Origin of the sequence: Phytohabitans sp. LJ34 (assembly GCF_052068095.1) — a bacterium.
Taxonomy (GTDB): Bacteria; Actinomycetota; Actinomycetes; order Mycobacteriales; family Micromonosporaceae; genus Phytohabitans.
On the sequence record NZ_JBQHDG010000020.1, the window covers coordinates 49,842 to 62,332 of the forward strand.

General features: G+C 67.3%; 12 protein-coding genes. 8 read left to right on the forward strand and 4 right to left on the reverse strand.

Going from position 1 to position 12,491, the window contains the following annotated elements:
• Positions 1 to 89 precede the first annotated feature (89 nt).
• From ACTMTJ_RS31680 to ACTMTJ_RS31695, 4 genes are read right to left on the reverse strand one after another with little or no spacing between them, the layout of a single operon-like run.
• A complete protein-coding gene (locus ACTMTJ_RS31680; protein WP_441222313.1) occupies positions 90 to 890 on the reverse strand; it encodes an ABC transporter permease in 801 nt (266 codons plus the stop codon).
• Between the two features lie 3 nt (positions 891 to 893).
• Positions 894 to 1,256: an RRQRL motif-containing zinc-binding protein gene (locus tag ACTMTJ_RS31685; protein WP_441222314.1), complete on the reverse strand. Its 363-nt coding sequence runs from the start codon at positions 1,254 to 1,256 to the stop codon at positions 894 to 896.
• A gap of 2 nt (positions 1,257 to 1,258) precedes the next feature.
• A complete protein-coding gene (locus ACTMTJ_RS31690; RefSeq protein WP_441222315.1) occupies positions 1,259 to 1,477 on the reverse strand; it encodes a hypothetical protein in 219 nt (72 codons plus the stop codon).
• Entirely contained in the window at positions 1,477 to 1,737 is a 261-nt protein-coding gene (locus tag ACTMTJ_RS31695) for a DUF6284 family protein (protein WP_441222316.1), read from the reverse strand. Before ACTMTJ_RS31695 ends, ACTMTJ_RS31690 begins: the two co-directional genes overlap by 1 nt.
• Positions 1,738 to 2,155: 418 nt before the next feature.
• Here ACTMTJ_RS31695 and ACTMTJ_RS31700 point away from each other — a divergent pair, with 418 nt between their 5' ends.
• The 8 genes from ACTMTJ_RS31700 to ACTMTJ_RS31735 all read left to right on the forward strand — a co-directional run bounded on the left by ACTMTJ_RS31700 (position 2,156) and on the right by ACTMTJ_RS31735 (position 12,488).
• Entirely contained in the window at positions 2,156 to 3,007 is an 852-nt protein-coding gene (locus ACTMTJ_RS31700; RefSeq protein WP_441222317.1) for a GntR family transcriptional regulator, read from the forward strand.
• Positions 3,004 to 3,537, forward strand: a complete 534-nt coding sequence (locus ACTMTJ_RS31705; protein ID WP_441222318.1) for an AAA family ATPase — start codon at positions 3,004 to 3,006, stop codon at positions 3,535 to 3,537. The genes ACTMTJ_RS31700 and ACTMTJ_RS31705 overlap by 4 nt, the downstream gene beginning before the upstream one ends.
• A 573-nt stretch (positions 3,538 to 4,110) precedes the next feature.
• Positions 4,111 to 5,142 (forward strand): methyltransferase, encoded by a 1,032-nt coding sequence (locus ACTMTJ_RS31710; protein WP_441222319.1) that lies wholly within the window; start codon positions 4,111 to 4,113, stop codon positions 5,140 to 5,142.
• A gap of 237 nt (positions 5,143 to 5,379) precedes the next feature.
• Complete coding sequence (locus ACTMTJ_RS31715; protein WP_441222320.1) at positions 5,380 to 7,242, forward strand: RiPP maturation radical SAM C-methyltransferase; 1,863 nt, start codon at positions 5,380 to 5,382, stop codon at positions 7,240 to 7,242.
• On the forward strand, positions 7,239 to 7,727 hold the full coding sequence (locus ACTMTJ_RS31720) for a DUF5825 family protein (RefSeq protein ID WP_441222321.1): 489 nt from the start codon (positions 7,239 to 7,241) through the stop codon (positions 7,725 to 7,727). The genes ACTMTJ_RS31715 and ACTMTJ_RS31720 overlap by 4 nt, the downstream gene beginning before the upstream one ends.
• A gap of 200 nt (positions 7,728 to 7,927) precedes the next feature.
• Entirely contained in the window at positions 7,928 to 9,340 is a 1,413-nt protein-coding gene (locus ACTMTJ_RS31725) for a hypothetical protein (RefSeq protein ID WP_441222322.1), read from the forward strand.
• Positions 9,341 to 9,421: 81 nt separating this feature from the next.
• Positions 9,422 to 11,659 carry a CATRA conflict system CASPASE/TPR repeat-associated protein gene (locus tag ACTMTJ_RS31730; RefSeq protein ID WP_441222323.1) on the forward strand — a complete coding sequence of 746 codons (2,238 nt, stop codon included), beginning with the start codon at positions 9,422 to 9,424 and terminating at the stop codon, positions 11,657 to 11,659.
• 271 nt (positions 11,660 to 11,930) lie between these two features.
• On the forward strand, positions 11,931 to 12,488 hold the full coding sequence (locus ACTMTJ_RS31735; RefSeq protein ID WP_441222324.1) for a molecular chaperone GrpE: 558 nt from the start codon (positions 11,931 to 11,933) through the stop codon (positions 12,486 to 12,488).
• The last annotated feature ends 3 nt before the right edge of the window (positions 12,489 to 12,491 follow it).

A 12,491-nucleotide genomic window follows, 5' to 3' on the forward strand; every position in this document is an offset into this window, starting at 1 on the left:
ATCCTCCGAGGGTTCCTGCAAAGGGGCTTGACGAGGACCGGCGGCGCGGCACGGGTTTGCGAGGCCATGGGCCGCGCCGCCGGGCGGTGCTAGTGATCAGCGCGCATCAGGTGGGCCAGCGCCGCACCCATGCCGAGCACGGCGACGGGCAGACAGGCGACAAGCGCGGTGACCGGCCACGGTGCCGACGTCCAGCCGGCGGCGGCCATCAGGTGGTAGCCGACCTGACCGGCGGCGCCGATGGCGAGCGAGACGATCGCGGACCACTTGGCGAACCGGCGGGCAGCGCGCGGGGCGCGGCCGGACAGCCACACCCACAGCGCGTACGCGGCGTAGGTCTCCATGCCGATCGGCAGTGTGATCGCGATGTCCAACGTCACGCCATCGGCGATACCGGGCAGCAGGCTTGCCTTGCCGAACCCGGTGAGCTTGCCCAGCTCGACCCAGCCGGCCCAGATGGCGACGAACGCGGGCGCGGCCAGCAGCAGGACCGGCCACACCACCGGGCGGCGTCGCTCGGCCGGCGCGGGCGCGGTGCCCTCGGCCGTGATGTTGGCGCCCGGGTCTGCGTCCCTGCCTTCCAGCGGCGAAGCGTCCAGCGGCGGCGTCTGCTCGGCCGGCGCCAGGTCCGGCGCGCTCGGGGGCGGGCCGATCAGGTCCGGGGTGGTCTCGGTGGGCTCCGGCGCCTCGGCCGGCGCCGGGGGCGATGCGAGCAGCTCGGCCAGCGCGTCGCGCAGGGCGTTCGCCTTGGGGGAGCCGACGCGTAGCTCTTTCTTGATCCGGTTACGGGAGGGGATCTCGCCGAGCGCCTCGGCGAGCGCGCGGGCGCGGGGGAGCAGGTCTTCGATCGGCGCCGGGTAGGCGCTGCTGACGGTCGGTGCGGCGGTCATCGGTTACCGTCCTTCGTTGCAGTCGAGGCACTCGCCGAGCGAGCGAGGGATGTAGTAGGGCCGCACGCGGCGGCAGATCGGGCAGGTGCGCCGAGCGAGTAGCGCCCGGTCGATCGCGGCGCGCTGGCGCGTCGTGGCGGTGCGCTTCGGGCGGGCCAGGTCGAGGCGGTACAGGTAGGCCACCCGGGTGCCGCCGATGCCGCGCCACAAGATCTGAGCGGCGATCGGCTGTCCGGCGGGCCGTAGTCCGCGGTCGCGTAGTTGGCGCCGGGTCGCGTAGCAGGCCGGCGCGCCGCGCCACCAGTAGGTCGGGATGCCGTACCGGTCGCCTTCCGGGTCGTAGTAGGCGGCGCGTATCCGGCTCACGGCTATGGCCTGCCGGATCGGAGCCAGCGGCGCACGTCGTAGACGCCGAGCACCACGGCCGGCGTTCCGGCGGCGATCGCCAGCAGAGCGCCGGCCGTGCCGATCACGCCGGGTATGGCTGACAGTGCGGCGCCGATGCCGGCGATCGGGCCGAGTACGCGGGCCACGCGGCCGGCGCGGGCCAGCGGGTGCGCCGGTCGCGGCGTGTTGTGGGCGCTCATTAGGCCACCTGCCGATGCGGCGCGGCGGCGCTCGACGTGCGGCCGTAGAACGCGGTCGCCTCGCGCAGTACGCGAGTTTCGGCCCGGCGCAGGCGGCGCCAGTCCAGGTCAGAGGGGTTGTCGTCGGTCGTGATGATGCGGATCTCGGCGTCCAGCAGGTCAAGCTCGGCCTCGATCAGCGGCCACTCGGCGGCGATCGCGGCGAGGTCTTCCACAGTCGGGCCGGCCTCGGCCAGCGCGGGCAGGTCGAACGTTTCCATGTCGATTCCTCACAGGGGGTCGAAGTGGAGCCGCTGGCGGCACGCGGCATCAGCGCAACGTGCCGCCGGCAGAGACAGGGAAACCCCAGGTCAACCGGGGTAGGAGCGCACGGACCTTGGCGTGCGCGGTGACCTTTTCCGGGGAGGCCACGGCCCCTTCAGTTGTCAATGAGCCAGCGATCACGGCGGGCCGTAGGCGTGCGGTCCCCGAAGAGACCGCCTTCCCCGACACCCAGCCGGTCTTTGTGATGCCGGTAACCTAACAGTTGTTTGGACTACGGGTCAACTGGTCAGGTAGGACGTGGCACGAAGTGGCACTGAGCAGGGATGATGTGCCGTTGGTCACTGTTAGGTGACTGTTAGGGCACTGGTATGCTCGGGCTGATCAGATCGACGCCTAGCTCCGAGGGAGCGCGCAATGTCTTCACCCCGGCCACGACTGACGCGGGCAGAATCGTTACATCAGCAGGTCGCGCGGAATATCAGAAACGACATCGACGCGGGGGTTCTGAGGGATGGCGACGTATTGCCCTCAACGCGCGAGCTAGCACAGACCTGGGACGTCAGCGTCTTCACGATTAACGAGGCAATGAAGATCCTCATTGCAGACGGCCTAGTAGAGAGCAAGTCGCGCTCTAAGCGCGTTGTTCGGGCACCGGGTCAGACGAGGCGAAGCGAAGTGCGCCTACGAAAGCCACACGTGCTGTTGATCGGTGGATATGCCGGCAGCGGGAAGACCGAATTAGGCCGTATCATCGCAAGAGAAACAGGCTGGCCGATGCTCGACAAGGATACGCTTACGCGGCCTGTCGTCGAAATCGCACTAGAAATCCTGGGTCAGTCCCCGCACGACCGTGATTCCGACACCTATGTCAACACGATTCGACCACGCGAATACGAGTCGCTTATCGCCACCACGACAGAGAATGTTGAGTGCGGAAGCAGCGCTATTGTGACGGCGCCATTCGTGCAGGAGTTTGGCGATCCTGTGTGGATCGGCAGGACACAAGCGCTGTTCAGCGGGATGGACGCGGTCACAACGCTGATATGGGTGTATTGCGATGCCGATACGATGCACACCTACATTCGCCGCCGTGGCGCGGCGCGAGATGCCGCGAAGCTATCCGACTGGCCGGGTTGGCTGACAAGGATCAAGCCCGATTTCCGGCCGAGTGGTGAGCATGTCGTCATCGACAACTCGGCATCTAGCTCGCCATTGCAGGATCAGGCGCAGGAGTTGCTTAAGCGGATTCTTGGCGAGGCGGCATGAACGATGGTGTCATCCTGTACGGTCCTCCGGGGAGTGGCAAAGACACAGTTACTGGCGAGCTAACGAGGATCGATCCTCGTTATGTACTGTATCGCCGACTGAAAGCTGGGCAGGGGAGAACGGCCGGATATCGCATGGCGACAGAATCCGATATCGCCGCGCTTCGCGCGCAGCATCAGATTATTTGGGAAAACCGTCGCTATGGGTCTACCTACGTGATCGACCGGGCTATGCTCGCGAAGCAACTAGCGGAGAGCGTGCCAGTCGTTCACCTGGGACAGGTGGAAGCCGTTGCCGTAGTGGCCGCGAGCGTGCCGGATACGCGATGGCTGGTTGTCCACCTATGGTGTCCGCGTGAAGTCGCCGCGCAGCGCATCCGTGACCGAGGGACGGCCGACCTCAACGACCGGCTATCGGCATGGGATGAGACCGTCCCGCTAGCGACGGCTGACCTGACGTTCAACACAGCAGAAATCTCAGCGGCCGACGCCGCGAGAGAGATCTACAAGCGCATACAGGCCAGGGGGTGAGATGACCTGTGCGGCGCCGAAGGTGTCACCCGTGTCACCCGTGTCACTTAACCGCCGCTGGCCTGCGGAAACGCTACTGGTCATGAGTGACAGTCGAGTGACACCGGAAGAGCGGCTGAAACACGAGAGAGACAGCGAACCTCTCCGGTGTTTCAGCCGCTCTTCCCTCCCAGACCCTGTGCCAGATCCGTGCCAGTTAGACCGGTCGGCGCCGGGCACGGACGGGGAACCGCGGGGAAGGCGCTACCCCCGGCGCAGGTCACAGCGCTGCAAGGTCAGCGAAGTTCGTGAGATCGCCACTGGCAGTGTGGGGGTCAGGGGTTCGAGTCCCCTCGGCTCCACCCATTCGAGCGCCAGGTCAGGACACTAAGTCCATCGATCTGGCGCTATCTTTTTGGATCTTCTGCGCACATCTGTGCTTCCCCTTGCGCGGCCGGCGACCCTGGTCGATGAACGCGAGCACGGTGGGATGCCGGCGCGACGACAGTGAGACGTCATCGCGGCGAAAGCCGGCCGTGGTTGACTTCGGCCGACCGCTGTCGCAGCCGAGGCATCCACGTAAGGGGCATGCTCTTGCACTCTGACCCAGAAGACGGGGACGCTTCAGACGCGCGGGCCGAATCGGAACTGCTCAAGCTCATCTTCGGGTTCCGCTTCTCCCAGGTCATCTATGCGGCTACCCGGCTTGGTATTGCCGATCTCCTGGAAAATGGCGCGCAGGGTAGCGCTCAGCTGGCCGCCGCCACGGGGACGGACGTCCACGCGCTGACTCGACTGCTGCATGCGTTGACGCATCTCGGCGTAGTCGCCGAGGTGGCACCGGGGGTGTTCGGCCTGGCTTCGCTCGGACGGCCCCTGCGCGCCAACGCCGCACGTTCGGTCAAAGCACTCACGCTGGCGTCCTGCGACGATGCCTCGTGGCGATCCTGGGGTGGTCTGCTAAACAGCGTGGAGACGGGACAGTCGGCGTTCCAGCACATCTTCGGCATGACCATCTTCGATCACCTGGCCGAGCATCCCGAGCTTTCCGCCAACTACCACGAGGCCTCGGCGCGGGACACGAGCATGGCGTTCTCGCCGGAAGTCTTGACCCGCCTGGACTGTTCGCGTTTCCACACGGTTGTCGACGTCGGCGGGGGGCGTGGCGCCCTGTTGTCCGGGCTGCTCCGCGCCAACCCTGCCATGCGGGGGATTCTCTTCGATACGCCGGCCGGGCTTGCCGGGGTTTGCGCGACGGATCGGTGCCAGGTGGTTTCCGGCGACTTCCTCGAGAGCGTTCCGGAGGGCGGCGACGCCTATATTTTGAAATACATCCTGCTGGACTGGAGCGATGCGGACGCCGCAAGAATCCTCGCGAACTGCCGGCGCGTGATGCCGGCGGATGGCGTGCTCATCGTGATCGAGCTCGTGCTGCCGGACGAGCTGGGTAGTTCCGACCGCTACACGACAACGGGTGATCTCGGATTGCTCGTGACGACGGGCGGTCGCGAGCGCACCAGGGACGAATTCGCGGCGCTGCTGAAGTCGGCTGGTTTCGAACTGTCGTCGATCACCGCCCTGTCCGAAGACAACGACGTCAAGGCGATCGAGGCGGTGCCGACCTAGCCCAACACAATGGAAGGAGTGAGTCGATGGCCATCAAGAAGACGCCCATTCTGCCGGACAAGAAGTACAAGTCAGTTCGGATCACGATGGGCAAACCCACCGGGACCCCGAAGGGATCGTAGACGCTCCGCTAGCGCGTGATGCCGGCGCGTCGAATCGTGCACCACGTCGAGCTCAGTTGACGCGCCGGCATCTCAACATGCGTCACTTCTTGTAAGAACGGTTTAGGGGAAAACCATGCGGCTCACGCTCGCGGCGATGCCTTGGCAGGCGATCAACCGCCCGTCGCTCCCGATCGGACTGCTTCACAGCCTCGTCAGGCGCGAGTGCGCCGGCGTCGAGGTGGCCGAGTATCACGGCGGGATCCGATGGGCCGAACACATGTTCGCGCGGGTCGGCGTGCCGCCGTCGGACTATACGAAGATTGCCGACACGGGTGTCTTCCATGGCATCGGCGAGCTGGTATTCGCGGGCTGCCTTTACGACGACCCCGGGCGGAACGTCGAGGAGCTGCGGGAGACCGCCACGAACTTCGGCCTCGACGTCGACACCGTGATGAGGATGCGCGCCGTCACCGACGACTACCTGGAAACGGCAACAGCAGAGGTCTGCGCCTTCGAACCGGACATCGTCGGCTTCTCCAGCACCTTCATGCAAAACGTGCCGAGTCTCGCGCTCGCGCGCCGACTCAAGAAGGTCCGGCCCGATCTCATAGTCGTGTTCGGTGGCGCCAACTGCGACGGGCCGATGGGGCACGCGCTGCACAGAAACTTCACGTTCATCGACTTCGTCGTCCGCGGCGAGGGCGAGCGGGCGCTGCCCGCGCTGCTGGAGAGGATCGAAGCCGGCGGCGGGTTCCCCGATGTCCCGGGCTTGTGCTGGTGGGATGGCGACTGTTCGGTGGCCAACGCGCAGGCTACCCAGAGCGTTCCGCAGGGAATCGTTCCGGTGCCGGACTACGACGGCTGGCAGGACGTACTCGAGCGCTCACCGCTGCGTCCCTATGTCTCACCCGAGCTGGTGATCGAAAGCTCGCGCGGCTGTTGGTGGGGTGAGAAGCATCATTGCACCTTTTGTGGGCTCAATGGCTCGCTGATGGCATTCCGGAGTAAGTCGGCCGATCAGTTCTGGAACGAGCTGAGTACGTTGGTCGCGCGTCACCAGATCCTTGACGTGGTAACGGTCGACAACATTTTGGACATGGACTACTTCAAGACCTTGCTCCCTCGCATGACCGAGGCCGATTGGGATCTGCGGGTCTTCTACGAGATCAAGTCAAACCTGAAGAGTGCGCAGATCGAGGCGTTGAGCTCTGCCGGAGTCATGTTGCTCCAACCCGGGATCGAGAGTTTGAACGGCCATGTGCTGAAGCTCATGGACAAAGGAGTCGACGGCGCTACCAACGTGCGGCTTCTGCGGGACTGCGAAAACAATCACGTTACCTGTGAATGGAACTACCTCTACGGGTTTCCGGGCGAGCTTCCAGAAGACTACTGGAGTGTCATAGACCAGATGCCCGCTTTGGTCCACCTCCAGCCGCCAAGCTACTCCGATCGAATCATCATGGAGCGGTTCAGCCCATACTTCGAACGCCCCGAGCTGGGTTTCACCCGCCGCGAGCCGGCCAAGTTCTGCCGCCACATCTATGACCTGCCGGAGGCCGAGCTGGCCGACCTCGTGTATTTCTTCGACTGCGACGACGCCGGCATCACCGCGGAGGTGGCGCAGGCGTTGACGGAGGCGATAGAGCGTTGGCAGCGCGGCTATCCGCACTCAGCCCTGGTTGCCGATGATCAGGGCGCCGAGATCCTGGTGGCTGACCGACGGGTGGGCTGGCCGCCGGTCGAGCATCGGCTCACCGGCTGGCACGCGGACGCTTACCGCGCTCTCAACGGACGCCGCACCGTCAAGGGCTTGGTCACCCATCTCAGCGAGCGTGGACACAGCGTTGAGCGCGACGTGGTCGGCACCTGGTTGCAGGGTTGCCTGACGGCCGGCCTGGTCTTCCACGACGGAGACGCCTGGGTGTCGTTGGCGACCACCGACGTTCCCCAAAAGATCCACCTCTGCGAATCGGCGCGGGCGGGAGTCTCGGCATGATCCCCCTCGCCGGCGAGGTGATGCGATTGGGAGGGCGGCCCGAGCCGACGCTTCGCTTCATATGCCTGCTGCGCGACCACCTGTCCAAGGGCGTCATCACACAGTGGCGGGGCGAGCTCGCTGACACGATCGACGTGACCGCGTTGCACCATCTCCCGCCACCGACCGGCGGCGATCCGCGAATCGACGAGTGGCGAGCCGCCTTCCGGGTGGGCCTGTGCTACTTCCGGAGGGGGCCGGCGTTCATCCAGGTCAAGGATGTGCGGAACGCCGATGCTTCCGCGAACTTCGTCCTCGACGATCCGGCGCTCGTCGACGCCTTCACGCATTATCTCCAGCCGAGGTCGCTGGCCCGCCTGGAGCCCGCCGAGCGGGAAGCGACCGATGCCCTGTTGGCCGAAGGGTTGCTGCTACGCATAGGCGACCACGCCACGACGCTGCCCTATCGGATGTCGCGTTGGCCGGTGCCCGCAACGCTCATCTGAAGCGCCCGGGCCGTCGAGGAACGACCAGAGTCAGTGCCGCGTCAGCGAGATGAAAGCCGCGAGCAGTTCGATGGAGATCGCATCAGCCATCCACGGTGGGAGGAACGTGCATCATGACACCTGGCAGAACCGTCACTGCCCGGCCAGGTTGGCCGAACACTCGCAGGTTGGGGCGGCTCGTCCTCCGTCGACTCCTGCCGGTGGCGTTGGTTTTCGCCGGATCCGTCGGGGGCGCGGCCGGCCCCGCGGCTGCCGACCAGTCCAGCGTGTTGCCCACTGACTCCTACCGTTCGCACCCCGGCGGGCTGATCACCCGGAACGTGTACGACTACGCGCCGGCGGTCATCGCTGACGGCCCCTACCGGATGTGGTGGTGCAGCCAGCTCTCGGGAGGGACGGTACCCGGCGACGACATCCTGTACGCCGAATCGCCCTCCCTCGGCGGACCCTTCCGCGCTCCCGGCGGCGGCCAGCCGCTGCGGGTTTTCGACGGCACCGCGACTGGCTGGGATCAGCACACCTGCGACCCGTCGGTGGTGCGGGTCGATGGCACCTATTACATGTACTACGGCGGCTCCCGGGACGGATCACCGGATTTGACCCAGATCGGCGTGGCCTCAAGCACCAACGGCCTGCAATGGCAAAGGCTCAACCAGGGGCGCCCGATCATCACGCCCGCCTTCGAGGTCGATCGGCCCAACAGGTACGGCGCCGGCCAGCCCAGCGTCGTCCACCTCGACGGGATGTTCTACCTGCTGTTTACCGACACGACCGCCAGCGGCGCTCTCGACAACGGTGCGGGGCAGTTCGCCTGGCGCTCCACCGACCCCACCTTCCAGAGCGGCGTCGAAGTGTTCAGCGCGACCGGCTGGCAGCCACGGACGGCGGACAACGACCGCAGCTTCTCCGTGCTCAACGGTTTCTCGGTGGACTGGCAGTACTCCGACGTATTGCAGGCGTTCATCGTCGCGAGCAACGGTCCGAATTCAAGCGGGACGGTTCTGGAGTTCCTGGACCGTAACGACCTGCGCATCCACCCGCACCCGAACGGATTGCTGCCCGGCACCTGGACCGAAGGCCCCGCCCTGGTCGCCAAGCCCGACAAACACGCGATCGTCACCCCCCAAGGCGAATGCGGCCGGGTACCCATCGACGTGATCCAGTCGACCGCCACCGCACCACCGCACACCCTGGGCCACTTCGGGTTCGACCTGCTCACCGGCCGCACTTGTGGCCAACTGACCGACGCCCAGGTGGCTGCTCTGTTCAACGGCTACGGAATCGAAAGTGCCGGCCTGCCGGCCACGTACATCACCGGCGGCCGACGCCTACAGATCCAAGAGCTCGGCGTCTACACCGCCCTGACAGGTAACAGGGTGAATGTCTCTTCCCAGACGTTCCACCAAATCCCGTATGGAGCCTCCCTGCACACCGGCGTCCCGGCCGTCAGAGCCGCCGGTAGGCCGGCCGGCTACCTCCTCGACGACGGCCGGCTCTGGCCGGTGGCGGACAACCGGCTGATCACCGCCAACAGGTCGCCGGTCACCACCATCAGCGTTCAGCAATACGACAGCTACCCCAAAGCGCCGACGCTACGACACTCCTGGCAATGATGCGGGCAGGTGGGTTCTGTCGTTGATCCGCAGCCATTCGGCGATTCTGTTCCGCTGGAAACGTAGCTACAGTCGCGCGGCATGGGAGCCGCCGAGCCTGTGTCAGCTGTGCCGGACGGGGCGGGTTGGGCCGGCGGTGAGCTTCGTGACGACGCGCTCGCCACGCTGGCCGAGATGGAGCAGTGGCGGCTTCCGGCCGAGGGGTGGCGGCAGGTCGCGGGTGCCCTGGGTGACATGGCCGGTGCCATCGCCGACCGAGACGGTGACGCGCTGGATCGAGCGATCACCGATCTCGACGCGTTGAGCCCGGGGCGCATCATCCCGATCGACCTGACCTCTCCCGCCCCGAGGTCGCTGCGGCTGCGTTCGAACATGCTCGTGCACGCGTTGACCGGTGCGGAGACACTTCCGGCGCCGCCCCGTCGCGGTCCGGCGCTCGTGTCCTCCGCGCCGGTCCGGCAGGAGCTGGTGGTCCATGCGATCGCGCCGTTGGACGGTCCGTGGGCGGAGGCCGCCTACCGGCAGGTGCGGCGGATCTGGGTGGGCGTGGGAGACCTGTTGGCCGCGACCGAGCCGGTCGACGACCGCCGGCCGCCCGTGGACCTGCCAGCCACATGCGCCCTGCTGCCGACCGGTCCGATCCTCGCCGCCCGGCAGCGACCGGATCAGCGGGTCCAGGCGATCCTGCGCCGGGAACACGACGTCGTCGTCCTCTCCGTCGGCTGGCGTGCCGATCCTGACGCGCCCACCTGGGCCGGCTGCGAGCGGGAGTGGGACGCGGTCGCGGCGGGCGGCACCGGCGAGTTGCTCGGCGTCGTCCGGCTCTACCTGGGCATCACGCCGACCGCGACAACCGATGCCGTGGCCGCAGGTGACCTGTGGCAGCGAGACGGCGTATCGGTCGCCGGCTGCACGCTGTGGGAGCTGCCGCCGTTCGACGATCACCACCGGGCCGAGCGGCGCATCCTCGCGGTCGCGCCGGACGAGAGTCACGAGGTGCTCAGCGGGCTGGTGTGGTCGGGCGGCGGAGGAGCGATCGCACCGCTGACCCGATACCTCGTCGACGCCGCCAAGATCCGCTACGAGTTGCGCGTCCGGATGGCCGCCGACGGCGCCCTCCGCGCCGCCGCGGCGGGCGGCACGGAGGCAGCGGCGCTGACGGTGTTGCTGACCAAGCTTGACGACCTTTACGGCACGGTCGACATCGCGCGGTCCAACATGGCGACCGCGATGCGGGCGGTCGCGCCCGGCGCCGCGCCGCTCGGCGGCTTGTTCGCCGACGACCGCGAGACCGCCGACTGGGTGGCTTCGACCCTCGCCGACGACCAGCGCTACCTCCGAAACGCACGGGAACGTGCGCTAGCCACAAGCCGGCCATCCACGGGCGGCACGGCACCATCCCCGACCATCGGGCTGGTCGCCGCGCTGCCCGAGGAGTACGAGGCGATGGCGATGCTGATCGACGACGCGACCGAGTGGCCGATCGCCGGCGACCGTTCCCTCTACACCCGTGGCACCGTCCCCAGCGCCCAGCCGGGCCAGCCCCATCACGTGGTGCTGACGATGCTCGGTGACACGGCCAACAACGCCGCCGCGGCGGCCGTGGCCCACCTGCTGCGCAGCTTCGGATCGGTCGACCAGGTGCTGATGACCGGCATCGCGGCCGGCGTGCCCATGCCCGCCCGGCCGGACAAGCACGTGCGGCTCGGCGACACCGTCGTGTCCACCTGGGGCATCGTCGACTACGACCACGTCGTGGATCGGGACGGCGGCCTCGCCTTGCGGCAGGGCTTTCCAGTGCCGTCGCCGCTGCTGTGCGGCCGCGCGAAGGCGTTGGCGGCACAGGAGATCCGCGGACACCGGCCCTGGGAGGACGAGCTCGCCCGGCTGATCGAGCGGCGTCCGGCGTTCGCCCGCCCCGATCCCGCCACCGACGTGCTCCGCGCGTACGACGGGGACGACGTACACCCCGACCCGGCGCTGACCGGACACCGCCCCGGGCGGTCGAAAGTCCACGAAGGACGGATCGGCTCCGCGAACCGTTCGCTGCGCAACGCGAAGCTGCGGGACGCGCTGGCGGAGAGGTACGACCTGCGCGCCATCGAGATGGAAGCGTCCGGGATCGGGTCGTCGGCCTTCGCCAGCGGCCGCGAGTGGTTGGTGGTCCGCGGCATCAGCGACTACGGCGACAGCCGCATGGGCACGCTCTGGCGGCCTTACGCGTCGGCGGTCGCCGCCGCATACATCCGAGCGCTGCTGGGCTGCTGCCCGCCGCTCGATCCACACGGCGGCCGCACCGCCGGCAACGCACCCATCTAAACCAGCCGAGATCCCCGACCCAAAGTCCACGATCTGACAGCGCCGGTCCCGAGCCGGTGACTCCGTTGTGGACAGACGCCGGACCTGGGCCGATGGCACTGCCGCGGCGGTGTGTTTGGTTCGCGGTCCATCGAACGGCTGGCGGCGATGGCCGCACGCCCGTCAATGCGAACAAATGGGCATGCCGTTCCGGCTATCGCCTCGTTACCTTCCGAATTCTCCGGTGCACACCGATTGAGGGCGAGGGTTTGTGGAAGAGCACGATCGGCAGGTGCCAGAGCCGGATCCGGTCGCCGCCCGGCTCGAGCGGATAGAGGAACAGCTCGCCGAGTTCCACCGGCGTTCGGCCCATCGTGAGTCGATCATCGACCGGCTCCACGCGGAAAACCAGGAGTTTCGCGACGGCCTGCGCCGCGTGATTCTGGAGCCGGTGGTGACCGACCTGATTCGCCTCCACGACTCGATGGCGCGCGAGGCGCAGCGGCTGGCCACCGAAGAGCCGCTTGCCGCCCGGCTGCTGGAGAGCTACGCCGACGGGATCGAGCTGGCGATCGAGCGGTGCGGCTACGAGATGTTCGCGGCGGTCGCCGGCGAGGCCTACCAGTCCGGACGGCACGGCCCGGCGGGCACGGTGCCGACCCGCGATCCGGCCCTGGACAGCACGGTGGCCGAGCCGCTCTCGGCCGGCCTGCTCGAGATCGAGTCCGGCAAGGTGCGCCGCCCGGCCCGGGCCCGGGTGTACCGCTTCGAGCCGCCGGCCGGCGACGCGATCGACGTCCCGCTCGCGGATGTCGACCAACCCATCCACCCAGACCCCGTCGGGAAGTGAGTA